The organism is Bradyrhizobium sp. SZCCHNR1053, assembly GCF_032381235.1.
Taxonomy (GTDB): Bacteria; Pseudomonadota; Alphaproteobacteria; order Rhizobiales; family Xanthobacteraceae; genus Bradyrhizobium.
Window position 1 is genome coordinate 77,647 of sequence record NZ_JAUHJM010000006.1, and the last position, 26,416, is coordinate 104,062.

A 26,416-nucleotide genomic window follows, 5' to 3' on the forward strand; every position below is an offset into this window, starting at 1 on the left:
GCGTTCCTACACCTCGTGCCCGGACGGCCTGGTCTTCAGCTCCGGGAAATCCTCTTCCTTGAACTCCGTGCCGCGCAGATGATCCGTGCGGTCGTCCTCATGCTCCAGCCGGCGCAGCTGCACGCGGCGGATCTTTCCGGAGATCGTCTTCGGCAGCTCGCTCACGAGCTCGAGCCGGCGGATGCGCTTGAACGGCGCCAGCCGCGCCTGAAGATGCACGAAGATCGACAGCGCCGTGGCGCGCGAGCGCTCCGCGCCGGCCGTCAGCAACACATAGGCTTTCGGGATGGCGAGACGGATGGGATCCGGAGACGGCACAACGGCAGCCTCGGCGACGGCCTCATGCTCCAGCAGCACGCTTTCCAGCTCGAACGGCGAGATGCGGTAGTCGGACGATTTGAACACGTCGTCGGAGCGACCGACGAAGGTGAGATAGCCGTCGCCGTCCTGGAACACGACGTCACCCGTGCGGTAGCGCGTGCCATCGGCGCCGGACAGCTTACCGTCGTCGCCCTGATAGCCCTGCATCAGGCCGGCCGGACGCTCGCCGGTGAGCGCCAGCGTGATCTCGCCTTCGCTGGCGAGATTGCCGTCGATGTCGGCGACCTCGACGCGATAGCCCGGCAGCGGCCGACCCATCGAGCCGATCTTCAATTTCTGGCCCGGCGAGTTGCCGACGATGGCCGCGGTTTCGGTCTGGCCATAGCCGTCGCGAATCGTCAGCCCCCAGGCGGCACGCACCTGATCGATCACCTCCGGATTGAGCGGCTCGCCGGCGCCGCAGGCCTCGCGCAACGAGACCTTGAAGTCGGCGAGGTGCTCCTGGATGAACAGCCGCCACACCGTGGGTGGCGCGCACAGCGTCGTGACGCCGCAGCGTTTGATGATCGCGAGCAGCCCCTTGGCGTCGAAGCGCGGCTGATTGACCACGAATACCGTGGCGCCGGCATTCCAGGGCGAGAAGAAGCAGCTCCAGGCATGCTTGGCCCAGCCCGGCGAGGAGATGTTGAGGTGCACGTCGCCCGGCTGCAGGCCGAGCCAGTACATGGTCGAGAGATGGCCGACCGGATAGCTGCGGTGGCTGTGCCGCACCAGCTTCGGCTTGGCCGTGGTGCCCGAGGTGAAATAGAGCAGCATCGGATCATCCGGCTGCGTCGGCCCATCCGGCGTGAACGCCTCGGCCGCGTCAGCCGCCTGCTCGAACGGCAGCCAGCCGGCGGGCGTGGCCGCCGCGCCGACGACGATCCGGACGAGATCATCGGCGCCGAGATCGGCGAACTTCGCAACCTGATCCTGCGCCGCGACCACGGCCTTGGCGCGGCCGCGCTCCAGACGATCGCGCAGCTCGTCGGTGGTCAGCAGCGTCGTCGCGGGGATCACGACGACGCCGAGCTTCATCGCCGCCAACATCGTCTCCCACAGCGGCACGACGTTGCCGAGCAGCAGCAGCAGATGGTCGCCGCGCTTCAAGCCCTGCGCGCGCAGGAAATTCGCGACCTGGTTGGAGCGGCGCGACAGCGCCGCGAAGGACAGCTTGGTCTGGCGGTCCTGCGCGGCATCGAAGATCCATAGCGCCGTCCGCTCGCGACTCTCCGGATCAGATGCGAGTTCGGCATCGAACCAGTCGAGCGCCCAGTTGAACGGGACGGGATCGGGCCAGCGAAAACCCTTCACGGCCGCATCGTAGTCGGTGCGATGCGCCAGCAGAAACGCGCGCGCGTCCTTGAATGTCGTCATCAGATGGTCCCGGCGAGCTTACGGACGTGCTGAATGATCCCGGAAAAATCGACGCCGCCATGGCCGGCAGCCTCAAATGCCTTATAGATCTCCTGCGCATGCTGCCCGAGCGGCGTCGCCGCGCCGGCCGCCTTGGCGGCGTCCTGCGACAGCGTGAGGTCCTTGAGCATCAGCGCGGTCGCAAAGCCGGGCTTGTAGTCGTTGTTGGCCGGCGAGGCCGGCACCGGGCCCGGCACTGGGCAATAGGATGTCAGCGACCAGCACTGTCCTGACGAGGTCGAGGCGACGTCGAACAGCGCCTGATGCGACAGGCCGAGCTTTTCGCCGAGCGCAAAGGCCTCGCTCACCGCGATCATCGAAATGCCGAGGATCATGTTGTTGCATATCTTGGCCGCCTGCCCGGCGCCTGCGCCGCCGCAATGGACGATCTTCTTGCCCATCTTCTCCAGGATCGGCTTGGCCGTGGCGAAGGCGCTTTCCTCGCCGCCGCACATGAAGGTGAGCGTTGCGGCCTTGGCGCCGCCGGTGCCCCCGGACACCGGCGCGTCCACGGCGGCGATGCCGTGCTTGGCGGCCAGCACATGCGCGGCGCGCGCGCTCTCGACGTCGATGGTCGAGGAATCGATGATCAGCGCGCCCTTCGTCATTGCCGGCACGACCTCGGTCCAGACCGCCAGCACATGCTTGCCGGCCGGCAGCATGGTGACGACGGCATCGGCGCTTTTGGCCGCGGCGACGGCGCTGTCGGCGATTTCGGCGCCATCGGCCCTGGCCTGGACGCGCGAGGCCTCGACCAGATCGAACGCGACCACCTTGTGGCCGGCCTTGACCAGGTTGGCGGCCATTGGTCCGCCCATGTTGCCGAGGCCGATGAATGCGATCGTTGCCATGGTTCGTTCTCTCCCCTCGACCTGATTGTTATTTGCTCTGCGGAAAGGTCAGCTCGTCGGCGCCGATCTCGGCGAGATATGGCGCCAGCATCTCCGGTGTCACCTGATCAACATCAGGCGGCGACCATCTGGGATTGCGGTCCTTGTCGATGATCGCCGCACGCACGCCCTCGCGGAAATCGTCGCTGCGGAACACTTCGAGCGCCGCACGATACTCGCGCACCAGGCATTCCTCCAGGGACGCCGCACCGCGTGCCAGTCGCAGCAGCTTGAGCGTTACGACCATGCCGCGCGGCGACTTCTCCTTCAGCGTCTTCAGCGTCGCCAACGCGAGCTCCGAGCCGTCCGCTCTCAGCGCGGTAAAGATGTCGTGCATGCTGTCATGGGCGAACCACGCGTCGATCTTCGCCTGCTGCGCCGCCACCGGGCCGGCCGTCTCCGACGTCGCGAAGCCGGCGATCAGCCGGTCGATCTCGATCGACAGCGTGCCCGGCCTGACTTTGGTCAGGACCTCGCGCAGCGCCGGCCATTTCTCGGTCGGCACCACGGCATCGGCAAAGCGCGCATGGATCGCATCGGGCCCGTTCATGGTCTGCCCGGTCAGGCCGAAATAGGCGCCGAGTTCGCCAGGCGCGCGCGACAAGAGCCAGGTGCCGCCGACGTCGGGAAAGAAGCCGAGGCCGACTTCCGGCATCGCGAGCTTGGTCTTCTCGGTCACGATGCGGTGACGGCCATGCGCCGATAGTCCGACGCCGCCGCCCATCACCAGCCCGTCCATGTAGGCGACATAGGGTTTTGGGAACGCCCCGATGCGCGCGTTCATGATGTATTCCTGGCGCCAGAACACCTTGCCGAGATCGCCGTTCGTCTTCGAGCTCTCATAGAGCCCGCGGATGTCGCCGCCCGCGCAAAGTCCACGCTCGCCCGCGCCTTCGAGCACGACAATTGCGACGGCCGGATCGCCCTCGAACTGATCCAGCGCGGCATCGATGCCCATCGACATCTCCAGCGTCATCGCGTTGATCGCCTTCGGCCGATTCAGCCGGATGATGCCGGCCGAGCCTTCGCGGCGGATGATCAGGTCGCCTTCGATGACCTCGCTCATCGCGCCGCCTCGATCAGCTTGCGCGACACGATCAGGCGCATGATCTCGTTGGTGCCTTCGAGAATCTGGTGCACGCGCAGATCGCGGACGATCTTCTCGATGCCGTATTCGCTCAAATAGCCGTAGCCGCCGTGCAGCTGCAGCGCCTGGTTGGCGACCTCGAAGCCGACATCGGTCCCGAAGCGCTTGGCCATGGCGCACAGCATGGTCGCGTCAGCATCCTTGCGGTCGAGCGCAGCCGCCGCGCGCCAGACGAAGGTGCGCGCCGCCTCCAGCTCGATCGCCATGTCGGCGATGCGAAACTGCAGCGCCTGGAATTCGTCGAGCCGCTTACCGAACGCCTTGCGCTCTTTCGTATAGGCCAGCGTCTTGTCGAGCGCCGCCTGCGCGCCGCCGAGCGAGCAGGCGGCGATGTTGAGACGGCCGCCGTCGAGCCCTGCCATCGCGATCTTGAACCCAATGCCCTCCTCACCCAGCCGGTTGGCCACCGGCACCCGCGCATTCTCGAAGATCACGGCCCGGGTCGGCTGCGCATTCCAGCCCATCTTGCGCTCATTGGCGCCGAACGACACGCCGGGGGCATTGGCGTCGATCACCAGCGTGGAGATGCCGCCGGGACCATCGGCGCCGGTTCGCACCATCGCGACGAGGATGTCGGTGGCGCCGGCACCGGAGATGAACTGCTTCTGCCCGTTGAGCACGTAGTCGTCGCCGTCGCGCACCGCGCGCGTGCGCAGCGCCGCCGCATCGGAGCCCGCGCCCGGCTCGGTCAGGCAGTAGCTCGCGATCAGATCCATGGCGCAGAGCTTCGGCAAGTAAGCCTGCCTCTGCGCCTCGGTGCCGAAGGTGTCGATCATCCACGAGGCCATGTTGTGGATCGAGATGAAAGCCGAGACCGTGGGGCAGCCCGTCGCCAGCGCCTCGAAGATCAGTGCCGCGTCGAGCCGGCTCAGGCCCGAGCCGCCGACATCGTCGCGGATGTAGATGCCGCCCATGCCGAGGCCCGCCGCCTCCCGCATCACATCAACGGGAAAATGCTTCTCCTCGTCCCAGCGCAGCGCATGCGGGGCAATCTTCTCGGCCGCGAAGGCGCGCGCCATGTCGCGCACCGCGATCTGATCCTCGTCGAGAGCGAACTGCATCCGTTCTCCGCGTTTCCTAGTCTTGTTTGTTGGTCTTTGCGCTTTCCTCATGCGCCGTCATTGCGAGGAGCCGAAGGCGACGAAGCAATCCAGACTGCCTCTGCAGAAAGATCCTGGATTGCTTCGCTTCGCTCGCAATGACGAAGGAGAGAGTCCGAACGGACCCGACCTCACTTCATCAGCGGGATCGAGAACTCCGCGCCTTCCTTGACACCGGACGGCCAGCGCGAGGTGACGGTCTTGGTCTTGGTGTAGAAGCGGATCGAATCCGGACCGTGCTGGTTGAGGTCGCCGAAGCCGGACTTCTTCCAGCCGCCGAAGGTGTAGTAGGCGATCGGCACCGGGATCGGCACGTTGATGCCGACCATGCCGACATTGACCTTGGCCGCGAAGTCGCGCGCCGCGTCGCCATCGCGGGTGAAGATCGCGACGCCGTTGCCGTAATCATGCTCCGACGGCAGCGCCAGCGCCTCGGCGTAGTCCTTGGCGCGCACGACCGACAGCACCGGGCCGAAGATCTCCTCCTTGTAGATCCGCATGTCCTTGGTGACGTTGTCGAACAGACACCCGCCCATGTAGAAGCCGTTCTCGTAGCCCTGCATCTTGAAGCCGCGGCCGTCGACGGCGAGCGTCGCGCCTTCCTTGAGGCCAATATCGACATAATTCTTGACGCGCTCGACCGCCTCGCGGGTCACCAGCGGACCGAAATCGGCCGAGGGATCGACCGAGGTGCCGATCTTCAGGCTTTCAACGCGCGGGATCAGCTTCTCCATCAGCCGGTCGGCCGTGGTCTTGCCGACGGGCACGGCGACCGAGACCGCCATGCAGCGCTCGCCGGCCGAGCCGTAGCCGGCGCCGATCAGCGCATCGACCGCCTGGTCGAGATCGGCGTCGGGCATGATGATGGCGTGGTTCTTGGCGCCGCCGAAGCACTGGCAGCGCTTGGCGTGCGCAGCCGCGCGCGAATAGATGTACTGCGCGATCGGCGACGAGCCGACGAAGCCGATCGCCATGATGTCAGGATCCTCGAGGATGGCGTCGACCGCCTCCTTGTCGCCGTTGACGACATTGAGGATGCCCGCCGGCAGCCCGGCCTCGATCATCAGCTCGGCGAGCTTCATCGGCACGCCCGGATCGCGCTCCGAGGGCTTGAGGATGAAGGCATTGCCGCAGGCGATGGCAGGGGCAAACTTCCACATCGGAATCATCGCCGGGAAATTGAACGGCGTGATGCCGGCAACGACACCGAGCGGCTGGCGCATCGAATAGATGTCGATGCCGGGGCCGGCTCCCTCAGTGTACTCGCCCTTCATCAGGTGCGGAATGCCGCACGCGAACTCCGCGACCTCCAGGCCGCGCTGGATATCGCCCTTGGCGTCGGGGACGGTCTTACCATGCTCCCGCGCAAGCAGATCGGCGAGCTGGTCGTAGTCGCGCTGGACGAGTTCGACGAACTTCATCATCACGCGGGCGCGGCGCTGCGGATTGGTCGCGGCCCAGGCCGGTTGCGCCGCCTTTGCGTTCTCGACAGCGGCACGGAGCTCGGCGCGAGAGGCCAGCGCGACCTTGGCCTGAACGTCGCCGGTCATGGGCTCGAAGACGTCGGCCGTCCGTCCAGACGTGCCCTTGACCTCTTTGCCGCCAATGAAATGACCGATCGAACGCATGGGGTATCCTCCGCAGGGGTAAGCAGTGCCGATTTGGCCGGCATCTTGCAGTCTTTGCGGCGTTTGGGAAGGGTCTAAGCGCTGCCCGGCGCTGCGAAAATGCCGCCCCTTCGCTCGGCCGGCACGATCACGGCAGGCCCTGCAGCGTGGCGAGCTGCGTCCACCATCCGAGCCGCGCGACGGATCAGCGCTTCGCGGCTGCCGCCTTCTTCACGGGCCTTTTCGCGGGCGCCCGCGCAGGGGCCCTCCCCGCCGGCCCGCCGCCGCTGGCGACAGCCAGCGCCACCTCGCGCCCGGAGCTCAGGATTTCGTCTGACAATTCGCCGCTGCCCATGAGTCGCGCCATCACGAGCGTCCCCATCAGCGTCGCGAGCATCGCCGAAGCCCGCCTTCGCGCAGTCTTGGCCGGCACGTCGCTGATGTACTCGGCGAACAGGGCGATCAGCTCTTCCAGCTTCGCAGCAAAGGCCTTGCGGGTCTTTGCGCTCTCGCGGGCGATTTCCGCTCCGAGCGCAGGAACCGCGCAGCCGTGACCGACATCGTCGCGATGAGCCGCGGACAGATAGCCGTCGACGATGGCCGCGAGTCGCTTCTGCGGCGGCAGTTGGTCCAGCAGCTTGCGCCAATGCTCAATCGAACGGTCGATCGCATAACCGAACGCCTCCACGACCAGCGCCTCGCGCGAATCGAAATGCGCATAGAAGCCGCCATGAGTCAGCCCGGCCTCCTTCATCAGGTCGGCAACCCCGACACCGTGAGCACCACGCTCGCGCAGCCGCACCGATGCCTTGCGCACGATCCGCGCGTGGGTTTCCGCCTTGTGTTCCGGAGAGTAACGCATTGCCGTCCCATTGAATGTCTGCGGTCATACAATAACAGTTCTGCGTCCTGCTGACTGCAGCTATTTGATGAATTCGAGTTGATCTAAATCAACTTCGCTGGCCTGATTTATTCCCGGCACACTCTCCCTTGCCCAGGAACCCGACGAGGACAACCATGGACATGCTCAATTCCCACTGCGGCGTGAGTCGTGACGGCCGCGGCGTGGTCCGGCTGACGATCTGCAATGCCGGTCCGCTCAATATTCTCGGTTCGGCGGCGATTCTCGACATGGAAGCCGGCCTGCAATCGCTCGCCGCCGAAGCCGGCATTCGCGTTCTCGTTTTGGCCGGCGAAAGCGGGAAGAGCATGATCGGCGGCGCCGACATCAAGGAGATGGCGACGCTCGATCAGGCTTCAGCGGAAACGTTCATCTCGCGACTTGCCGGGCTCTGCGATGCGGTGCGAAATTTTCCTGCACCCGTGATTGCGCGGATGCCGGGGTGGTGTCTGGGTGGCGGATTGGAGGTCGCAACGGCCTGCGATATCCGTGTCGCGGCGCATGATGCCAAGTTCGGCATGCCCGAGGTTCGTGTCGGCATCCCCTCGGTCATTCATGCCGCGCTGCTGCCGCGTCTCATCGGCTGGGGCCGCACGCGCTGGCTGCTGATGACGGCCGAGACGATCGACGCGCCGACGGCGCTCGCCTGGGGCCTTGTCGATGCCGTCGCCGCCGAGGGAGAGCTCGACATCGCGGTCGAGAAGGCCGTGGCATCCCTGCTCGCCTGCGGTCCCGAAGCGCTGCGGACTCAGAAGGCTCTGCTGCGGCAATGGGAGGAGCTGCCGCTGAAGGAGTCCGTCGAGATATCGATCGGCGCCTTCGGACGGTCGTTCCTGACCGACGAGCCGAAACGGCTGATGCAGCAGTTCATCGACCGCAAGCGATAGCAAGTTTCTCCAAGTCTCGTCTCGCGGATCCCGGCAGTGTCGCGCCAGCTTCACGACAAGTTCAGCGCGATTGCCGGGGTTTCCTTTTTCGCGATGTCATTATATTATGCTCATCATCTTTCTCAAGGGAGAGCCTGTCATGGCCTCGTCCGATCCCGTCGTGATCCTGTCCGCTGCCCGCACTCCACTCGGCCGCTTCATGGGCGAGTTGTCGCCGCTGAGTGCGCACAAGCTCGGTGCGCACGTGATCAAATCCGCGCTCGAACGCGCCGCCGTTTCGCCTGACGCGGTCACGGAGGTTGTCATGGGCAACGTGCTTCCTGCAGGTCAGGGCCAGGCTCCGGCGCGGCAGGCGGCACGGGGCGCCGGCCTGCCCGATGCCACGGGCGCCACCACCATCAACAAGGTCTGCGGCTCTGGAATGAAGGCTACGATGCTGGCGCACGATATCATCCAGGCCGGTTCTGCCGACCTCGTCGTGTCCGGTGGCATGGAAAGCATGAGCAACGCGCCGTATCTGCTGACCAAGGCGCGCGGCGGCTATCGCGCGGGCCACGATCGGATCCTCGATCACATGATGCTGGATGGCCTGGAGGACGCCTATGAGACCGGACGCTCGATGGGCGATTTTGGCGAGGCGACGGCCGAGGCCTATCAGTTCACCCGCGCCGACCAGGATGCCTACGCCGTCGAGACGCTGACGCGTGCGCGCAGGGCGGTCGAGAGCGGCGCGTTCAAGGCCGAGATCGCGCCGATCACGCTCGTCGAGAAATCCGGCGCACGCCTGGTCGTCAATGACGAGCATCCGCTCAAGGTCGATCCGGCGAAGATCCCGGCGCTGAAGCCGGCGTTCCGCAAGGACGGCACTATCACGCCCGCGGCGTCCTCTGCGAACGCGGATGGTGCCGCAGCGCTCGTGCTCGCCAAGCGCTCGCGTGCGGACCGTGACGGGCTGCCCATCATCGCGGAGATCAAGGGCCACGCCACGCACAGCCAGGAGCCGCAATGGTTCACGACCGCGCCGATTCCGGCGATCAGGAAGCTGCTCGACAAGGTCGGCTGGCGGGTGGAGGATGTCGACCTGTTCGAGATCAACGAGGCGTTTGCGATCGTCGCGATGGCCGCGCAGCGCGACCTTGGCATTGCGCGTGACCGGCTGAACGTCAACGGCGGCGCCTGCGCGCTGGGCCATCCCATCGGCGCCACCGGCGCGCGGCTGATCGTGACGCTGCTGCATGCGATGCAGGCCCGTGGACTAAAGCGCGGCGTGGCGTCGCTATGCATCGGCGGCGGCGAGGCGACTGCGATCGCCGTAGAGCGACCTTGATGTCCTGAAACGAGGGAACTTAGCCATTTATGTCGTTGAGGCGCCCTGACAGAATGGGCGCGAAATCCCCATCGAACTGAGAAGCACATGATCTCGAACCGGCTCGCGGCAGCACTCGAACGGCGCAACATCCACTATGGCTGGATCATGGTGGCCGTAACGTTCTTCACGGCCCTGGTATCGGCCGGCACGGTGGGAGCACCCGGCGTGTTCATCGTGCCGCTGCAGCAGGAGTTCGGCTGGAGCACCGCGGAGATCTCCTCGGCACTGTCGATCCGCTTCGTGCTGTTCGGGCTGATGGCCCCCTTCGCCGCCGCCCTGCTCAACCGCTACGGTCTGCGCAACATCACGCTTTTGGCCCAGTTGATCGTCGTGACCGCGCTGCTTTCGTCGTTGGCGATGACCCATGTCTGGCACCTCGTGCTGCTGTGGGGCGTCGTGATCGGCATCGGCACCGGCATGACCGCGCTGGTGCTGGGCGCCACCATCGCGACGCGCTGGTTCGTCGCGCGCCGCGGCCTCGTCGTCGGCATCCTCACCGCCAGCGTCGCCACCGGACAGCTGGTGTTCCTGCCGCTGCTCGCCAGCCTCACCGAGCGGCTCGGCTGGCGCGTCGCGCTCGGGCTCATCTGCGTCATGCTCGGCGTTTCCGCGACCGCCGTGCTGCTGCTGATGCGCGATCGCCCGAGTGATCTCGGCCTGCGTCCCTTCGGCGACAAGGGCACCGACCCGATCGCCGCACCCGCGCCCGTCACCACACCGATCCTCGCCGCCGCGCTCGGCACCCTCCGCGATGCGGCGCGCGCACCGGTGTTCTGGATGCTGTTCGCGACCTTCTTCATCTGTGGCGCCTCGACCAACGGCCTCGTCCAGGTCCATCTGATCCCGATGTGCCTCGACTTCGGCATTCCGCAGGTGCAGGCGGCGAGCCTGCTCGCCGCGATGGGCATGTTCGACTTCGTCGGCACGATCGTCTCGGGATGGCTGTCGGACCGGTACGACAATCGCTGGCTGTTGTTCTGGTACTACGGCTTGCGCGGGCTCTCGCTGCTGTTCCTTCCATTCACCGACTTCTCGTTCTATGGCCTGTCGCTGTTCGCGATGTTCTACGGCCTCGACTGGATCGCCACCGTGCCGCCGACGGTGCGGCTGACCGCGCAGCGGTTTGGGGCCGAGCGGGCCAATCTGGTGTTCGGCTGGGTGTTCGCCGGACATCAGCTCGGCGCCGGCACCGCCGCGTTCGGCGCCGGCCTGTCGCGCACTCTGTTGCAGAGCTACCTGCCGGCGTTCTTCACGGCGGGCGCATTGTGCATCGTCGCCGCGCTCCTGGCGCTGGCGATCGCGCGGCAGGCGAAGCCCGCCGCGGCTTAACATCAGCGGCTCACGGCCGAGTCGTCATCGCCGTGGGCGGCCCGGGCGTGCGCAGCGGCTCGGCAAGGCGCGCAAACTCGCACAGCAGCGCGCGCGTCTTGCGCGGGTCGATGATCTCCTCGACCCAGAACTTCTCGGCCGAGCGGAACGGCGAGCGCAGCTTGTTCAGCCGATCCTCGATCTCCTTGAGCTTGGCTTTCGGGTCGGGCGCGGCGTCGATCTCGGCGCGATAGGCCGCCTCGATGCCGCCTTCGAGCGGCAGCGAGCCCCAATAGGCCGACGGCCAGGCGTAGCGGATCGAGAACCGGTCGGCTGGCTGATGCACGACACCGGCGACGCCGAAATTGTTGCGCACGATCACCGTGCACCACGGCACCGTCGACTGATTGACGGCGGCCATCGCGCGCACGCCATGGCGGATGGTTGCCGCCTTCTCCGCCTCGAGCCCGACCATGAAGCCGGGGCAATCCATCAGGTAGACGATCGGCAGATGGAAGGTCTCGGCGAAATCGACCCAGCGGATCACCTTCTGGCAGGCATCCGCGGTCCACGAGCCGCCATAATGATAGGGATCGCTCGCCAGCACCATCACCGCGCGGCCTTCGAGACGCGCGAGGCCGATGATGATCGGACGGCCATAGTTCTGCGTCACCTCGAAGAACGAGCCGTTGTCGACGACGGACTCGATGATCGGCCGCATCTTGTAGACGCGCCGGCGATCCCGCGGCACCGCGCTGATGAGCTGCTCGTCGACGCGCTGCGGGTCATCGGTGCAGGGCAAGGTCGGCGGCAGCTCGTAGACCGACGATGGCAGGTAGGACAGGAAGCGCCGCGCGCAGGCGAACGCCTCCGCCTCGGTGTCCACCGCATGATCGACGCCGCCGGCGCGGGTCTGGATGTCGGCGCCACCGAGCTCCATCTTGCCGAGGTCCTGCCCCAGCCGCTTCACGACCGGCGGGCCGGCGACGAACATCGCCGACTGCTTGGTCATCACCGAGTAGTGGCTCGCCGCGAGCCGCGCCGCGCCTAGCCCTGCGACCGAGCCGAGGCCGAGCGCGACCACGGGCACCAGCGACATGTTCTCGGTCGTGTAGCGGTACCAGCGATTGCCGCCGATGCCGCCAGGCAGGTTGGCCGCGCCCTTGGTCTCGATCGTCTTGACCGAGCCGCCGCCGCCGGAGCCCTCGATGATGCGGATGATGGGCAGACGGAAGTCGTGCGCCATCTCCTCCGCCATCAGCGGCTTGGCGGCGATCGATGCGTCGGCCGAGCCGCCGCGCACGGTGAAGTCATCCCCGACCACGACGACGGTGCGGCCGTCGATGCGGCCGCGCCCGAACACGCAATTGGCGGGCGTCACATGCGTGAGCTCGCCCTGCTCGTCATACTCGCCGATCCCTGAGACCGCGCCGATCTCGTGGAAGCTGCCGGGATCGACGACGCCGTCGATGCGCTCGCGAACGGTGAGGCGGCCCTGGTCGTGCTGACGCTTGACCTTGTCAGGCCCGCCCATCTCCCGCGCGAAGGCCTCGCGCCGGGCCAGTTCCTCGAGCTCCGGCTGCCAACTCATTCGTTCCCCCTGCCCCGGTGATGGTCTTGTTCTTATGGTTGGTCTTCGCGTTCACCTGGAGCGGCTTTCTGTCCATCCGGCTGTTGAAGACGTCGGCTTCCGCGCCCTGCAGCAGCGCGGCGATGCTGCGGCCGAGCTCGCGCATCGGCTGGGCGACCTCGTCGTGCAGCCGCTGCTCGTCGTACATCGCCGACAACAGGCCGATCGTGAGCACGACATAAGTCTGGTATTGCGGCGACCACAGCGGCAGCGCGACGCCATTGATGTGCGGACTCCACAGGCCGCAGGCTACGACGTAGCCATGCTCCTTGAGAAACTGTCTGTTGTGCTCGAGGCGTGGCCGCAGCAGCTTGGCCGCGTCCGGCATCTCGCGCTCCATCTCGGCCAGCAAGGCGTCGCCGACCTCCGGCTCGAGCGCGGCGACATAGGCATGACCGGCCGCGGTCGAGGCCATCGAGATGCGGCTGCCCGTGGTCTCATGCAGGCCGAGCGCATTAGCGGCGCGGCCGAACTCCAGATAGACGAGGTGGAAGCGGTCGGGAATGACGAAGCCGACGGTGCCGGGCAACTGCTCGGCGACGTCCTGCAGCCGCTGCCGGATCAGATTGCGCAACTGCAAGCCTCGGGTCATCGACGTGCTCATCGCCACGGCGCTCGGGCCGATGCGGTATTTCTGATCACGCGGCAGGTAGACCAGCTGGCCCATGCGCGTCAGCGTGTGCGTCAGCCGCGACACCGTCGACCGCGGCAGGCCGCAGCGGTTGGAGATTTCGAGATTGCCGAGCCGCGCCTCGTGCCCCTCGAAACAGCGAAGCACGTCGAACGCCCGCGACACCACCTGAATGACCTCGCCCTCGCCGGCGAGATCTCCGGGCAGCATGCTGCTCCTGCTCAATCGCTCAGACCGTCGTCCCATGCGTTTCCCACCAATTCCGTCATGCGGAATGATATTCCGCTTATCGAACAAGCTAACCCAGCCGTTTTGCCGTCACAACAGTAGACCGTCTCTAAAAGCCGCCATTCTTCAGCGTGTTGGCACAAGACTCGGCATCCTTAGACAACGGCCAGCGGTATGCGGGCGTGACGACCGTCGCCGGTTCCAAAGCGCGGTACCCCAGCGCTGGCTTTCGATCGGCATCGTCCCCGCGCATGGCAACACGGGGCGGTCATCGCGCCCGCAAACCCGCTCAATCGGTGAGCAGCGGCAACATTTGACCAGCGTTGCGACAAGTGTGGGCTGGCTGCGCCGTCGCAGCTGCGACATAACCGGCGCGAGACCTTGTTCCCGCCGAGCTTGCCATGACCACCCACCCGAGGCCGATCCGACATCCGCAGCATTGGGCGACGGCCGCGATGCCGCCGCTGCAGCGCTTCCTGTCGGCCTGCCATGCCGACTTCTGGCCTGACCACGACGGCGCGGTCGCGAACTACATTCCCGAGCTCGGCAAAGCCGACCCGGCGCATTTCGGCATCAGCCTCGCCACGCTCGACGGCCATGTCTATGAGGTCGGCGACAGCCGCGTGCCGTTCACGATTCAATCGATGTCGAAACCGTTCGTGTTCGCGCTGGCGCTCGATACGCTCGGCTCCGACGAGGTCGAACGCGTGATCGGCGTCGAGCCGTCCGGCGATCCCTTCAATTCGATCCGGCTCAATGCGGAGAACCACCCGTTCAATCCGATGGTCAATGCCGGCGCGATCGCCTGCAGCGGCCTGATCCGCAGGGCACGGCACGACGACGCCTTCGAGACCATCCGCGATGCGCTCGGCCGCTTCGCCGGCCGCAAGCTCGATGTCGACGACGCGGTGTTCGCATCGGAAGCCGCCACCGGCGATCGCAACCGCGCGATCGCCTATCTGCTGCGGACTTCCGACGTCATCAGGGAGCCTGTCGACGACGTGCTCGCGGTCTACTTCAGGCAATGCGCCGTGCTCGTCACAGCGCGCGACTGCGCGATCATGGCGGCCACGCTCGCCAATCGTGGCGTCAATCCGGTCACCGGCGAGCAGGTGGTGACGCCCTATGCGGTGTCGCGCACGCTGTCGGTGATGACCTCGTCGGGCATGTATGACTTCGCCGGCGAGTGGATCTACCGCGTCGGCATTCCCGCCAAGAGCGGCGTCGGCGGCGGCATCCTGGCAAGCCTGCCGGCACGGCTCGGGCTCGGCAGCTATTCGCCCAGGCTCGACGGTCACGGCAACAGCGTGCGCGGCATCAAGGTCTGCGAGGCGCTGTCGGCGCATTACGGCCTGCACATGCTGAACCGTTCCGACGATGCGCGCACCACGATCATCGCCGACTACGACATCGGCGCCAACCCGTCGCGACGCAGCCGCCGCGCTCAGGAGCGCAACATCCTCACCGCCCATCCCGACGCGGTGCGCGTGCTCGAGCTGGTCGGCACGCTGTCTCTTTCCAGCGTCGACTACGTCTCGCGCCAGCTTGCGGCGAGCACGCGACCGCAATTCGTCATCGTCGACCTCCACCGCGTCACCGCGATGACACAAGCAGGCCTGCGCCTGCTCTCCGAGCTGTTTCACGAGCTCGCCGACTTCCACGTCACCGTCGTGCTGTCGGGCATCCGCCGCAGCTCGCCGGAATGGCAGGAGATCGCGGCCCGTACCGGCGACAGCAAGAACGTGCGCGACTTCTACCTGCTCGACACCGCGATCGAATGGGCCGAGGACCAGATCGTCTATCGCTATGGCGGCGCCATCGATTTCCTCGAAACCACCGAGCTCGCCGAGCAGCCGCTGCTCGCGGGGCTCTCCGCGGACGAGCGCCATGAGCTCGCGGCACTGGCGATCATCCGGCACTATCGGCAGGGCGAACGCATCCTTGCGGCCGGCGATGCTGCGGCCTCGTTGTTCTTCCTGCGCTCCGGCGTCGTCCACGTCACCCTGCCCGACGGCATCCGGCTCGCGACGCTGACGGCAGGGCAATGCTTCGGCGAGATGGCACTGCTGGAGCCCGTGCGCTCCGCCGACGTCGTCGCGGATTTCTCGGCCACCGCTTTCGAGATCTCGCTAGTGGATTTCGAACGTTTCCGCGTGCGACATCCGAAAGCCGGCGAGCGGATCATGCGCAATCTGGCGCAGCTGTTGGCCGAGCGTCTGACTGTCGCCAATGCGCGGCTCAATTTGCTTGCGGCAGACTGATCTCAGTGCGTCGAAGTCCGTCATCGAAGTGTCGCACGCGGTCGAAGCAAACAATTTACTCAAGGTTGCAATCCACAGTAACTAACGGCTTTCGGTCGATAATTCGCATCACTCGTATTTGTACGGGCTCGCCTAAACGTTACCGGGACTCGGTCGCAGGACAACCATAAGCGAGCCCAATTCACGCCGCATTACCCGACGATGTTCTGAACCGTCGATGAACGCCGAGTGGGGACTCGCGAAGCGAACGTCGAAGTGGGGTGTTCCGAGTAAAATTCCAGCCGACGTAGCGTGTGTATTTGCGCCACGGAGAGTCGTGTCCAGTGTCCAGGGAGGAACGGCATGAAGGAAGCCACTAAGAGGGCAACGTCGGAGGCACTCGCGCATATGCTGGCGGTGACGTCCATGATCGTCATCGCCAGCGTCCTGTTCTACGGGCGATGAAGGGCTGTCTGGAGGTTCTGCGTCGCAGTTTCTTCATCGCCCGTAGGTAGGAATGTGAGCTTGATTGCTCACGCGAACGACCGAGTAGAGTTGCGTTTGAGTTGGTGAGCGTAGCGTAACAGTTTTGCGTCAATCGCGCGGCGATCCGGGTCGGGACGAATTTGTCATGCGTATCGTCCCGCCTCGGCCGCCTGCGCTTGGCGTGTCCTGTCATAGCGCGGCGCTCCATCGTCATTTCGCCTTCCTGAAGTAAGGCACCGTGCCGCCTGCAAAGGCGACGAAGCGCGCTTCGACCGAATCGCCGATCGCAAGTTCGTGGTCGCCATGGGCCATCATGCGAAAGCCCTCGCGCATATCCACCAGCACGATGTTGTAGGGCACATGCGCGCGCGTCTCTGGAGTCGCGGCCCGGCAGACCAATGATGCCGCATAGATGGTGCCTTCGCCCGTCGCCGCGTGATCGGTGAGCGCAAGCGAGCCGCAGGCCGCGCAGAAGTTGCGGCGGAAATACTGCAGGTGGGCGCAGCACGCGCAGCGCTGAAAGCGAATCGTTGCAACACCCCTGGTCCAGTCTGCCGATTCGCTCATCGCACCCGCTCCCAGAACATGCTGACATGCGACGACAGCACGCCGCCATCGCCATGCAGCAAGGTCAGCGTGGCGTCGCCCACCTGACGATGACCCGCCCGCTCCGTCATCTGCAGATGTGCCTCGCTGAGATGCGCCATCGCGCCGCCGACGCCGCAATGGCCATAGCTCAAGAGCCCGCCATGGGTGTTGAGAGGCACCGCGCCGTCACGGCTGAAATTCCCGGCCCTGACCCGCGCCGCAGCCTCGCCGCGGCCGGCGAGCCCAAGGTCTTCGAGCAGCATGCACAGCGTGATCGTGAAGCTGTCATAGACCGCGGCGTAGTCGACGTCGGCGATCTCGATGCCTGCGGCCGCCTTGGCCTTTTTGATCGCGATTTCGGCACCGAGCTCGCTCAGGGCCGGCGCCGCCGTGACGTGCTGATGTGTGTGCGCCTGGGCGCAGCCGCGCACGCGCACCGCTGTCGCTCCGGTCGGCTCGCGGCTGATGATGATGGCGGCGCCGCCGTCGGAGACCGGACAGCAGTCGAGCAGCTTCAGCGGCCGCGCCACCGGCTTCGATGCCATGACGTCCGCGATGGTGATCGGCTCATGGAATTGCGCGCCGGGATGATCGAACGCATGCGCCCGCATCAGCACGGCGAACTCGGCGAGGTCATGCTCGGTGACGCCGTATTCGTGCATGTAGCGCGAGGCGACGAGGCCGTAATAGGCAGGGATGGTCGGCCCCAGCGGCAACTCGTAGTCGGGATGGCCGACTTGCGCCAGCGCCTGGATCGAGGCGTCGCGGCTCTGCCCGGTCAGGCGGTTCTCGCCGGCGACCACGAGCATGTGCTTGACCACGCCGGCCTCGACCAAATGATGCGCCAGCATTGCCATCGCAAGCCCGGTGGCGCCGCCGACCTGGACGGCGTGAGCATAGGACGGCGTGAGGCCGAAATGCTCGGCGAACACGGTCGCGAGCATGATGTGCGGCGACACCGTGGAATAGCCACACAGGATGCCGTCGATGTCGCGCCGCCTCAGCCCGGCATCGTCGAGCGCGAGCTGCGCGGCCAGGCTCATGAGATCGAGCGAGGAGCGGCCGTCGTGTTTGCCGAACGGCGTGAGACCGGTGCCGGTGACGTAGGTCATCTGGCGCACCAAGAGCACCGCTGCGCTCCCCTCCCCCTTGCGGGGAGGGGTCGGGGGTGGGGGTGGCCGCACGAGGAGTCGTCGTGGGGTACCCCCCTCCCTGCCCCTCCCCCACAAGGGGGGAGGGAATGCGGGCAGCGTGCGTCCATCGCGATTGGGTTCATCATTTCAGCAAGAGTTCATCTCAATACGACTTGGGCAGGCCGAGGACCTTCTCGGCGATGAAGGACAAAATCAGTTGCGGGCTGATCGGGGCGATGCGGGGGATCAGGGATTCGCGCAGGTAACGCTCGACGTGATACTCGCGCGCGTAGCCGAAGCCGCCATGGGTCATCACCGCCTGCTCGCAGGCGTGAAAGCCGGCCTCTGCCGCGAGATATTTCGCGGCGTTGGCGGCCGGGCCGCACGCCATGCCCTGGTCATATTGCCAGCCGGCCTGCAGCACCATCAGCCAGGCGGCTTCCAGCTCCATCCAGTTCTTCGCCAGGGGATGCTGGATGCCCTGGTTCTGACCGATCGGGCGATTGAACACGTTGCGCGTCCGCGCATAGGCGCTCGCACGTGACAGCGCGAGATGACCGAGCCCGACGGCTTCGGCGGCAATCAGGATGCGCTCGGGGTTCATCCCATGCAGAATGTAGTCGAAGCCCCGCCCCTCCTCGCCCAGGCGGTCCTCGACCGGGATCTCGACATCCTCGAAGAATAGCTCGTTGGAGTCGACCGGCTTGCGGCCCATCTTCTCGATCTCGTGCACCTTGATCCGGCTGCGATCGAAATCCGTGTAGAACAGGCTGAGCCCATGGGTCGGGCGCTTCACCTCCTCCAAGGGCGTCGTTCGCGCCAGCAGCAGAATCTTCTCGGCGACCTGCGCGGTCGAGATCCACACCTTCTGGCCGTTGACGATGTAGCGGTCGCCCTTGCGCACGGCGCGCGTCTTGAGCTGGGTGGTATTGAGGCCAGTGTTCGGCTCGGTCACCGCGAAGCAGGCCTTCTCGCTGCCATCGACGATGCCCGGCAGCATCCGCGCGCACTGCTCTTTGGTCCCGAACACGACGACCGGATTGAGCCCGAACACGTTCATGTGGATCGCCGAGGCACCGGACATGCCGGCGCCGGATTCGGCGATGGTGCGCATCATGATCGCAGCATCGAGAATGCCGAGGCCGGAGCCGCCAAACTCCTCGGGGATGCAGATGCCGAGCCAGCCAGCCTCGGCCAAGGCCCTGTGGAAGTCGGCAGGAAAGCCGCCGTCCTTGTCCTTCTTCAGCCAGTAGGCGTCGTCGAAGCGAGCGCAGATTTTGGCCACCGCATCACGGATCGATTCCTGGTTGGCGGAGAGCGCGAAATCCATCGTCTCACTCCCTGGCTGGCGCCGGCGTGGTCACGCCGTCGCGGATCATCGCGGCGATCTCCTCGTCCGAAAATCCAAGCCCGTGCAGGATATCAGCGCCATGCTCGTTCGGCCGTGCCGCCAGACGCTGCGGCTCGGCCTTGGTCTCTGACCAGGTCGCCGAGACGCGGGTGCTGCGGATCGGACCTTCGGTCGGATGTTCGACCACGGGAAAGAAATCGGTCGCCACGAGGTGCGGATCGTTCAGCAGGCTTTCGAGGTCGTGCATCGGCATGACCGGCACGTCGGCGGCATCCAGCAGATCGGTCCATTCGGCCGTGGTGCGGGTCTGGAAGATGCGCGCTAGCTCGGCATAGACGAAATCGATGTTGGCGGCACGTCTGGCAAAGCTGTTGAACCTGTCATCCGCGCGCAGGTCGGTGCGGCCGGACGCGGTGAAGAATGCGTCCCATTGCTTGTCGTTGTAGACGATCACGCAGATATGGCCGTCGGCGGTCTTGTAGGGCCGGCGGTCGGGCGACAAATGCCGCGCATAGCCGCCCTTGTCGAGCGGCGGCTCGTAGGTGAGCCCGCCCATGTGGTCGCCCATGATGAAGGCCGACATGGTCTCGAACATCGGCACGTCGAGACGCTGGCCGCGCCCGGTGCGGTCGCGATGCACGAGGCTGGCGCAGATGGCGCCGACCGCGGTCAGGCCGACGATGCGGTCGACCAGCGCATTGGGTACATAGCGCGGGGTGCCATCACCGGCGACCGCCATCAGGTGCGACAGCGCCGCCCCACCCTGGATCAGGTCGTCATAGGCGGGCTTGGCCGCATAGGGACCGTCCTGGCCGAAGCCGAACACGCCGGCATAGACCAGCCGCGGATTGAGCGCGGAGACGACATCATAGCCGAGGTTCAGCCGCGCCATCGCCTGCGGCCGGATGTTGTAGAGCAGCACGTCGGCATCCTTGACCATGCGCAGCGCGGCCTCGCGGCCGGCCGTCTTCTTGAGGTCGAGGCAGATCACGCGCTTGCTGCGGTTGGTGTTGAGGAACACCGGGCCCATGCCGGGATGGTGCCAGGGGCCGATCTTGCGGGTGACGTCTCCTTCCGGCGATTCCACCTTGATGACATCTGCGCCGTAGTCGCCGAGCGTCTGGGCAGCATACGGCCCCATCAGCACGGTGGTCATGTCGATGACCTTGATGCCCGCAAGCGGTCCCATCGTGGCGTCGGCTCCCTCGATCCTTGTTGTCGCCAGAGCTAACGGCACCTGATGTTCCCTAGCAAGCGGGCCTGCGGGTATGGGGCCATGCGTCTGATCCCCCGCCGCAACATTCCGTGTCGCGGATCACGGACGAGGACCGCTGCGCTGCACCAGATGTTCCCTGCAGCGAGCTGCATTCTAGGATTCCATTTCAACGTTCAGGTGTGTCAGCATGCCGGTCCAACATCCAGAACACACACGAGGGAGAACGCTCTCATGACGCTCTATCAGGGCAAATGCTTCTGCGGCACGGTCGAGATCGAGGCCGACGGCGAGCCGGAGGCAATGGGCTATTGCCATTGTTCGTCGTGCCGGTCCTGGTCGGCCGGCCCGGTCAACGCCTTCACCCTGTGGAAGCCACAGAGCGTGCGGGTGACAAAGGGCGCCGATGCGATCGGCACCTACCACAAGACCGACATGAGCTACCGCAAGTACTGCACCAAGTGTGGCGGACATCTGATGACCGACCACCCGCCGCTCGGCATGATCGACGTCTATGCCGCGACGATTCCGACGCTGAAGTTCACGCCCGGCGTGCACGTCAACTACGCGGAAACGGTGCTGCCCATCAGGGACGGCCTGCCGAAGCTGAAGGATTTCCCGGCCGAGTTCGGCGGCTCCGGCGAGATGATGCCGGAGTAAGGCAAGGTCTGCTTCCAGCAACCACGCGAGCATCAGGGGCCTCGCGACAGGATCTGTCCGAGCTGTGCTGATCGAAGCCGCCCCCTTCGAAACAGAGGGCGCAGGGAAGGCCGGGTGCCGACTGGCACCCGTGGCCCCCGTGCGAAAGAAAGCACGGGGAGAGAACCACAGGTTCAGCCGGACCGACCCGGCCTTCCCTGCGCGATGGTTTTCACGCTTACTTCGCGATCTCCTCGGTGCACCGGCTTTTGGCCACCGTCGCCGTTGGGATCATCATGCCCCTTAGGCTTGGCATCAGCGTCGGGATGCCGGGACCACGCGACTTCACGTCCGCGCCATGCCGTTCGTCCGCGCAGACAAGCTACGCTGCGACACGTCGCGGCCACCGCCTCCCTGCCTCAACGTTCGTGACGATCGCGAAGCGCCCCTCGTGGCGAAGCAGGATGGCGGGAGTGAAACATATTTTCTGTAAAAACGAAACATGAATATTTTTCGCGCGGGGACTGGACAGGGCAAATCAGCCTGAAGGCACAAGCGAAATTCGCCGCTCGACGCAGCCATAGGCCCGAAGCCCGGATGACCGAAGCGATATCCGGGGTCACGCGAGCTGTGCGAATGAACCCGGGTGTCGCTTCGCTCACCCGGGCTGCGCGTTCTACGCCCGGACCTGCACCCCCTCCGCCGTCCGCTCCGGCGCCAGCTCGGGGGCGGCGTCGGGTGGCCTCGTATCCAATTCCTCGATCATGCCGCGCGCGATCTCGCGCTCGCCCATGATGACCTTGTCGGCGCCCAGCGACTTGAGATGATCGACCTCGGCATCGGAATGCGCCCGCGCCACGATGTGCAGCGCCGGATTGGCGGCGCGCGCCTGCTCGACGATCTGCCCGGCCTCGAACGCCTCGGGGATGGCGATGACCAGCGCGTGCGCCAGGGCCGGATTGGTCGCGCGCAGCACGTTGCTGCGCGCGGCGTTGCCCGTGATGGTCTCGACGCCGGCGCCTTTCAGTTGCTTCGGGATGTCCTCCGACGTCTCCACCACAAGGAACGGATGCCCGCGCTGCTGCAGCGCCTCGCCGACGAGGCGTCCGACGCGGCCATAGCCGACGATGATCGTGTGCTCGGTCAGTTGCGTCACCGGGATCTCGGCCGGCGGTGTTGCGGCCGGCGTCGAGGCATCGGCGCGGCGGCGCTCCAGCCGCGGCAGCAGCCAATCGAGCGCGGCGAACATCAGCGGATTGAGCATGATCGAGATGATGGCACCGGCCAGGATCAGGTCGCGGCCCGCTTTCGGCAGCAGGTTCGAGGCACCGCCGATCTCGGCGAGGATGAAGGAGAACTCGCCGATCTGGGCGAGGCTCGCGGAGATCGTCAGCGCCGTCGACGTGGGATGGCGGAATGCGATCACGATCAGGAACGCGGCAACCGACTTGCCGAACAGGATGATGAACAAGGTGGCGAGCAGCGGCCAGGGCTCGCGGATGACGCTTCCCGGATCGAACAGCATGCCGGCGGAGACGAAGAACAGCACCGCGAAGGCATCGCGCAGCGGCAGCGACTCCTGCGCGGCGCGCTGGCTCAGCGGCGACTCGCCGAGCATCATGCCGGCGAAGAAGGCGCCTAGCGCGAGCGACACGCCGAACAGTTTTGTCGATCCGAAGGCGACGCCGAGCGCGATCGCGAGCACGGCGAGGCGGAACAGCTCGCGCGAGCCGGTGTGGGCGATGTAGTGCAGGATCCACGGGATCAAGCGGCGGCCGACCAGCAGCATCACCGCCATGAACACGCCGATCTTGACGAAGGTCAGCAGCAGCACGCCGGTCAGCCCGAGGCCGAAGCGGGCGGCGAGCGGATCGGCGGCGGCGACGTCGCCATTGCCGTTCTGCAGGCTGGCAAAGGCCGGGATCAGCACCAGCGCCAGCACCATCGCGAGATCCTCGACGATCAGCCAGCCGACCGCGATGCGGCCACGCTCGGTGTCCATCAGCCGCCGCTCCTGCATTGCGCGCAGCAGCACCACGGTGCTGGCGACCGAGAGCGCGAGACCGAACACGAGCCCCCCGCCGATCGACCAGCCCATCGCCCAGCTCAAGGCCATACCCATCAGGGTCGCCACAGTGATCTGCACGATCGCGCCGGGCACGGCGATGGCGCGCACCGACATCAGGTCCTTGAGCGAGAAATGCAGGCCGACGCCGAACATCAGGAGAATGATGCCGAGCTCGGCCAGTTCGGTCGCCAGCGCCTGGTCGGCGACGAAGCCCGGCGTGAACGGACCGACGGCAACGCCGGCGAGGAGGTAGCCGACCAGCGGCGGGAACCGGAACCGCTGCGCGAGCGCTCCGAAGACGAAGGCCAGTCCAAGGCCGGCGACGATGGTCGCGATGAGGGGTGTGTCGTGCGGCATCTCAACTTGTTGCACAGGAGGCGCAGCGATGCACCGCGACCAATTGTGGCAGAGTTCCGCAACGCGCATGGGGATGGTGCACGGATGGCTGCGGAAATCGGTGGTGAATGGCGTGATCAGTTCCGTATGATCTGAAGCGAGCCATCACGGGGTGCCCTGTCCCAATGCCCGCCGATCTCGTCCAGACCTTTCGCGCCTTCGCCTATAACAATGCATGGGCCAATCACCGGCTGCTGACCGCCTGCGGCCAGCTCAGCGCCGAGGATTTCGCCGCCGAGCGCACGGGCTTTTTCCCGAGCCTGCAGCGGACGCTGAACCACATCTACATCATCGATCTGTTCTACATCGATGCGCTGGAAGGCGGCTGGCTCGGCCCGATGGCGTGGCAGAACGAGGTGCCGTTCCCGCGCCTGGCCGATCTTGCGAAGGCGCAGAGCGCGATGGACCGCCGGCTGATTGCGTTCTGCGAGGCGCTGACACCGGCGCGGCTCGACGTGAATGTACGCATCAACCGCGAGAGCCGCGTGCAGAACGAGCGCTGCGACCGCCTCCTGCTGCATCTGTTCCAGCACGACATCCACCACCGCGGCCAGGCGCATGCGATGCTGTCGAGCACGTCGGTGAAGCCGCCGCAGCTGGATGAGTTCTTTCCGGCGGATGACGCCTCGTTCCGGACGAAGGATTTTGCCGAACTCGGCTTCAGCGAGGAAAAGGTCTGGAAGCCGTAGCCCGGATGAGCGCAGCGACATCCGGGGTCACACGAGCTGTCGCGATGGACCCGGATATCGCTGCGCTCATCCGGGCTACCAGAATGGCACCCTGGGGTGGGCAAAGGCGCTGCCGCGCTCTCTCCACGCGTGCGCTTGCAATGGCGCCGTGCCCACCATCCTGCTGATGCGCACGCCGCCCGACGGTGGGCACGCTGCCGCCTTCGGCGGCCGCTTTGCCCACCCTACCGCATCTCGCTCTTGGCCCACATCTCGCGTGGCAGCCGGTACATCACCTGCCGGCGCAGCGGACTGTCCGCCTCGACCCGCGGATGATCGAAATCGGACGCTTCGTCGCGGATCATGCCGAGCTTGCGCATGACGTTCTGCGAGGCGTGATTGGCCGGCGCGGCATAGGCGATGATCTCATCAAGGCCGAGCTCATCGAAGCCGAACGCGAGCGACGCGCGCGCTGCCTCCGTCGCGATCCCCTGCCCCCAGGCCGCGCGCGCCAGCCGCCAGCCGATCTCGACCGCCGGCGTGAACGGCGCGTCGAAGGTGACGCGGAACAGACCGGTGGCGCCGAGGAAAGTGCCGGTGGCGCGGTCTTCGACCACCCAGAAGCCGAAGCCGTGCGCGGCCTGATGGGCGATCTGGAAATCGATCCACCGGTCCGAGTCCTGCCGCGTTGGCAGCGCGCGGAGGAATTGCATCACGGCCGGATCGACGGACATCGCCGCGAACGGCGCCCGGTCCTCGTCGCGCCACTCGCGCAAGGTCAGACGTTCGGTGGAGATGATCATGATAGGCAATCGGACCAGCGAATGACAAAGAGCTTCCGCATCGCGGAAGCTCTCCTGTATCACCGTCATTGCGAGGAGCGCAGCGACGACGCAATCCAGGGCAGCATGCTCGGCCCTGGATTGCGTCGCTTCGCTCGCAATGACGGAGGATGGACCTCGCCTACTTCGCCGGCTCCAGGATCGAGACGTAGTTCGCAACCGCCGCACCGCCCATGTTGAAGATGCCGCCGAGCTTGGCGTTGGGGAGCTGCATGCCCTCGGGCGCCGTGCCGGTGAGCTGCATCGCGGTCATCACGTGCATGGAGACGCCGGTGGCGCCGATCGGGTGGCCCTTGGCCTTGAGGCCGCCGGACGGATTGACCGGCAGCTTGCCGTCCTTGAGCGTCCAGCCTTCCTTGATGGCGCGGGCGCCCTGCCCTTTCGGGGTCAGGCCCATCGCTTCGTACTCGATGAGCTCGGCGACAGTGAAGCAGTCATGGGTTTCGACGAAGGAGAGATCGGACAGCGTGACGCCCGCCTTCTCCAGCGCGCGCTGCCAGGCCACCGTGCAGCCTTCGAAGGCAAGGATGTCGCGCTTGCTCATCGGCAGGAAATCCTGCGCATGCGCCGTGGCGCGGACATTCACCGCCTTGGCGAACGACTTCGCGGTCTCGCTGTCGGCCAGCACCAGCGCGGCGGCGCCGTCGGACACCAGCGAGCAATCGGTGCGCTTCAGCGGACCGGCGACATAGGGGTTCTTCTCGCTCTCGGAGCGGCAGAACTCGAAGCCGAAATCCTTGCGCATCTGTGCATAGGGGTTGGCGACGCCGTTCTTGTGGTTCTTGGCGGCGATCAGCGCCAGCGCGTCGGACTGGTCGCCGTATTTCTGGAAATAGCCCTGCGCGATCTTACCGAACACGCCGGCGAAGCCGCCGACGGTGTCGCCGTCCTCCGGCAGATAGGACGCCTTGAGCAGGTTCTTGCCGATCTCCGGGCCCGGTGTACGCGTCATCTGCTCGACGCCCACGACCAGCACGATTTTCGCGGCGCCGGCGGCGATGGCGCGGATGCCCTGGTGCACGGCGGCCGAGCCCGTGGCGCAGGCGTTCTCGACCCGCGTCGCCGGCTTGAAGCGCAGCGCGGGGTCGGCCTGCAGCACCAGCGATGCCGTGAAATCCTGCGGCGAGAAGCCGGCGTTGAAATGGCCGAGCACGATCTCGTCGACGTCGCCGGCCGAGATTCCGGCATCCGCGATCGCCTCGTTGGCGACCTTGACGACGAGGCTCTCGACGGTCTCGGCGTCGAACTTTCCGAACGGCGTATGCGCCCATCCGACAATGCTGGCGGTCATGATCTCTCTCCCGAATGTCTCCCTCTC

At 66.0% G+C, this 26,416-nt stretch carries 20 protein-coding genes and 1 pseudogene; 6 read left to right on the plus strand and 15 right to left on the minus strand.

Going from position 1 to position 26,416, the window contains the following annotated elements:
• Positions 1-6: 6 nt before the first annotated feature.
• The 6 genes and pseudogenes from QX051_RS16550 to QX051_RS16575 form a co-directional block, all read right to left on the minus strand.
• On the minus strand, positions 7-1,737 hold the full coding sequence (locus tag QX051_RS16550; RefSeq protein ID WP_315776851.1) for an AMP-binding protein: 1,731 nt from the start codon (positions 1,735-1,737) through the stop codon (positions 7-9).
• Positions 1,737-2,645, minus strand: a pseudogene (mmsB, locus tag QX051_RS16555) (3-hydroxyisobutyrate dehydrogenase); the annotation flags it as partial. The pseudogene mmsB and the gene QX051_RS16550, both read right to left, overlap by 1 nt.
• Before the next feature lie 10 nt (positions 2,646-2,655).
• Entirely contained in the window at positions 2,656-3,732 is a 1,077-nt protein-coding gene (locus tag QX051_RS16560) for an enoyl-CoA hydratase/isomerase family protein (RefSeq protein ID WP_315776853.1), read from the minus strand.
• Positions 3,729-4,874, minus strand: coding sequence for an isobutyryl-CoA dehydrogenase (locus QX051_RS16565; protein ID WP_315776854.1), 1,146 nt, complete (start codon positions 4,872-4,874; stop codon positions 3,729-3,731). Before QX051_RS16565 ends, QX051_RS16560 begins: the two co-directional genes overlap by 4 nt.
• 170 nt (positions 4,875-5,044) lie before the next feature.
• A complete protein-coding gene (locus tag QX051_RS16570) occupies positions 5,045-6,541 on the minus strand; it encodes a CoA-acylating methylmalonate-semialdehyde dehydrogenase (protein ID WP_315776855.1) in 1,497 nt (498 codons plus the stop codon).
• Between the two features lie 184 nt (positions 6,542-6,725).
• Positions 6,726-7,382: a TetR/AcrR family transcriptional regulator gene (locus tag QX051_RS16575; RefSeq protein ID WP_315739155.1), complete on the minus strand. Its 657-nt coding sequence runs from the start codon at positions 7,380-7,382 to the stop codon at positions 6,726-6,728.
• A gap of 155 nt (positions 7,383-7,537) precedes the next feature.
• On the opposite strand from QX051_RS16575, the gene QX051_RS16580 reads away from it, so the two are divergent.
• The 3 genes from QX051_RS16580 (at position 7,538) to QX051_RS16590 (ending at position 11,006) form a co-directional block, all read left to right on the plus strand.
• Entirely contained in the window at positions 7,538-8,308 is a 771-nt protein-coding gene (locus QX051_RS16580) for an enoyl-CoA hydratase (RefSeq protein ID WP_315776856.1), read from the plus strand.
• Between the two features lie 139 nt (positions 8,309-8,447).
• Positions 8,448-9,635, plus strand: coding sequence for an acetyl-CoA C-acyltransferase (locus QX051_RS16585; RefSeq protein ID WP_315739153.1), 1,188 nt, complete (start codon positions 8,448-8,450; stop codon positions 9,633-9,635).
• Positions 9,636-9,722: 87 nt separating this feature from the next.
• A complete protein-coding gene (locus QX051_RS16590; RefSeq protein ID WP_315739152.1) occupies positions 9,723-11,006 on the plus strand; it encodes an MFS transporter in 1,284 nt (427 codons plus the stop codon).
• Positions 11,007-11,016: 10 nt separating this feature from the next.
• On the opposite strand, the gene QX051_RS16595 is transcribed toward QX051_RS16590, so the two are convergent.
• Together QX051_RS16595 and QX051_RS16600 are read right to left on the minus strand one after the other, a co-directional pair.
• The gene (locus QX051_RS16595) at positions 11,017-12,576 is read right to left on the minus strand and encodes an acyl-CoA carboxylase subunit beta (RefSeq protein ID WP_315739151.1); all 1,560 of its coding nucleotides are present in this window, start codon (positions 12,574-12,576) and stop codon (positions 11,017-11,019) included.
• Positions 12,506-13,492, minus strand: coding sequence for an IclR family transcriptional regulator (locus tag QX051_RS16600; protein WP_315739150.1), 987 nt, complete (start codon positions 13,490-13,492; stop codon positions 12,506-12,508). Before QX051_RS16600 ends, QX051_RS16595 begins: the two co-directional genes overlap by 71 nt.
• Positions 13,493-13,875: 383 nt before the next feature.
• Between QX051_RS16600 and glsA the strand changes: the two genes are divergently transcribed.
• Complete coding sequence (glsA, locus tag QX051_RS16605) at positions 13,876-15,735, plus strand: glutaminase A (RefSeq protein WP_315776857.1); 1,860 nt, start codon at positions 13,876-13,878, stop codon at positions 15,733-15,735.
• A 675-nt stretch (positions 15,736-16,410) separates the two neighbouring features.
• Here glsA and QX051_RS16610 read toward each other — a convergent pair.
• The 4 genes from QX051_RS16610 to QX051_RS16625 all read right to left on the minus strand — a co-directional run bounded on the left by QX051_RS16610 (position 16,411) and on the right by QX051_RS16625 (position 20,461).
• Complete coding sequence (locus QX051_RS16610) at positions 16,411-16,767, minus strand: Zn-ribbon domain-containing OB-fold protein (protein ID WP_315776858.1); 357 nt, start codon at positions 16,765-16,767, stop codon at positions 16,411-16,413.
• Complete coding sequence (locus QX051_RS16615; protein WP_315776859.1) at positions 16,764-17,900, minus strand: thiolase family protein; 1,137 nt, start codon at positions 17,898-17,900, stop codon at positions 16,764-16,766. The genes QX051_RS16610 and QX051_RS16615 overlap by 4 nt, the downstream gene beginning before the upstream one ends.
• Before the next feature lie 184 nt (positions 17,901-18,084).
• The gene (locus QX051_RS16620) at positions 18,085-19,251 is read right to left on the minus strand and encodes an acyl-CoA dehydrogenase family protein (protein WP_315776860.1); all 1,167 of its coding nucleotides are present in this window, start codon (positions 19,249-19,251) and stop codon (positions 18,085-18,087) included.
• A 4-nt stretch (positions 19,252-19,255) separates the two neighbouring features.
• Entirely contained in the window at positions 19,256-20,461 is a 1,206-nt protein-coding gene (locus QX051_RS16625) for a CoA transferase (RefSeq protein WP_315776861.1), read from the minus strand.
• 258 nt (positions 20,462-20,719) lie between these two features.
• On the opposite strand from QX051_RS16625, the gene QX051_RS16630 reads away from it, so the two are divergent.
• Complete coding sequence (locus tag QX051_RS16630; protein ID WP_315739144.1) at positions 20,720-21,145, plus strand: GFA family protein; 426 nt, start codon at positions 20,720-20,722, stop codon at positions 21,143-21,145.
• Positions 21,146-21,800: 655 nt separating this feature from the next.
• Here QX051_RS16630 and ybaL read toward each other — a convergent pair.
• Positions 21,801-23,549, minus strand: a complete 1,749-nt coding sequence (gene ybaL / locus QX051_RS16635; protein WP_315776862.1) for a YbaL family putative K(+) efflux transporter — start codon at positions 23,547-23,549, stop codon at positions 21,801-21,803.
• A 164-nt stretch (positions 23,550-23,713) separates the two neighbouring features.
• On the opposite strand from ybaL, the gene QX051_RS16640 reads away from it, so the two are divergent.
• Positions 23,714-24,277: a DinB family protein gene (locus tag QX051_RS16640; RefSeq protein WP_315739713.1), complete on the plus strand. Its 564-nt coding sequence runs from the start codon at positions 23,714-23,716 to the stop codon at positions 24,275-24,277.
• Positions 24,278-24,501: 224 nt separating this feature from the next.
• Here QX051_RS16640 and QX051_RS16645 read toward each other — a convergent pair whose 3' ends face one another.
• Both QX051_RS16645 and QX051_RS16650 read right to left on the minus strand, forming a co-directional pair.
• Complete coding sequence (locus QX051_RS16645; RefSeq protein WP_315776863.1) at positions 24,502-25,059, minus strand: GNAT family N-acetyltransferase; 558 nt, start codon at positions 25,057-25,059, stop codon at positions 24,502-24,504.
• A gap of 160 nt (positions 25,060-25,219) precedes the next feature.
• Positions 25,220-26,389, minus strand: coding sequence for an acetyl-CoA acetyltransferase (locus QX051_RS16650; protein WP_315770907.1), 1,170 nt, complete (start codon positions 26,387-26,389; stop codon positions 25,220-25,222).
• Positions 26,390-26,416 lie beyond the last annotated feature (27 nt).

Coding starts and splice junctions, on each gene's coding strand:
- QX051_RS16550 (WP_315776851.1), bottom strand. CDS start 1,737: ATGACGACATTCAAGGACGCGCGCGCGTTTCTGCTGGCGCATCGCACC.
- QX051_RS16560 (WP_315776853.1), bottom strand. CDS start 3,732: ATGAGCGAGGTCATCGAAGGCGACCTGATCATCCGCCGCGAAGGCTCG.
- QX051_RS16565 (WP_315776854.1), bottom strand. CDS start 4,874: ATGCAGTTCGCTCTCGACGAGGATCAGATCGCGGTGCGCGACATGGCG.
- QX051_RS16570 (WP_315776855.1), bottom strand. CDS start 6,541: ATGCGTTCGATCGGTCATTTCATTGGCGGCAAAGAGGTCAAGGGCACG.
- QX051_RS16575 (WP_315739155.1), bottom strand. CDS start 7,382: ATGCGTTACTCTCCGGAACACAAGGCGGAAACCCACGCGCGGATCGTG.
- QX051_RS16580 (WP_315776856.1), top strand. CDS start 7,538: ATGGACATGCTCAATTCCCACTGCGGCGTGAGTCGTGACGGCCGCGGC.
- QX051_RS16585 (WP_315739153.1), top strand. CDS start 8,448: ATGGCCTCGTCCGATCCCGTCGTGATCCTGTCCGCTGCCCGCACTCCA.
- QX051_RS16590 (WP_315739152.1), top strand. CDS start 9,723: ATGATCTCGAACCGGCTCGCGGCAGCACTCGAACGGCGCAACATCCAC.
- QX051_RS16595 (WP_315739151.1), bottom strand. CDS start 12,576: ATGAGTTGGCAGCCGGAGCTCGAGGAACTGGCCCGGCGCGAGGCCTTC.
- QX051_RS16600 (WP_315739150.1), bottom strand. CDS start 13,492: ATGGGACGACGGTCTGAGCGATTGAGCAGGAGCAGCATGCTGCCCGGA.
- glsA (WP_315776857.1), top strand. CDS start 13,876: ATGACCACCCACCCGAGGCCGATCCGACATCCGCAGCATTGGGCGACG.
- QX051_RS16610 (WP_315776858.1), bottom strand. CDS start 16,767: ATGAGCGAATCGGCAGACTGGACCAGGGGTGTTGCAACGATTCGCTTT.
- QX051_RS16615 (WP_315776859.1), bottom strand. CDS start 17,900: ATGACCTACGTCACCGGCACCGGTCTCACGCCGTTCGGCAAACACGAC.
- QX051_RS16620 (WP_315776860.1), bottom strand. CDS start 19,251: ATGGATTTCGCGCTCTCCGCCAACCAGGAATCGATCCGTGATGCGGTG.
- QX051_RS16625 (WP_315776861.1), bottom strand. CDS start 20,461: ATGGGACCGCTTGCGGGCATCAAGGTCATCGACATGACCACCGTGCTG.
- QX051_RS16630 (WP_315739144.1), top strand. CDS start 20,720: ATGACGCTCTATCAGGGCAAATGCTTCTGCGGCACGGTCGAGATCGAG.
- ybaL (WP_315776862.1), bottom strand. CDS start 23,549: ATGCCGCACGACACACCCCTCATCGCGACCATCGTCGCCGGCCTTGGA.
- QX051_RS16640 (WP_315739713.1), top strand. CDS start 23,714: ATGCCCGCCGATCTCGTCCAGACCTTTCGCGCCTTCGCCTATAACAAT.
- QX051_RS16645 (WP_315776863.1), bottom strand. CDS start 25,059: ATGATCATCTCCACCGAACGTCTGACCTTGCGCGAGTGGCGCGACGAG.
- QX051_RS16650 (WP_315770907.1), bottom strand. CDS start 26,389: ATGACCGCCAGCATTGTCGGATGGGCGCATACGCCGTTCGGAAAGTTC.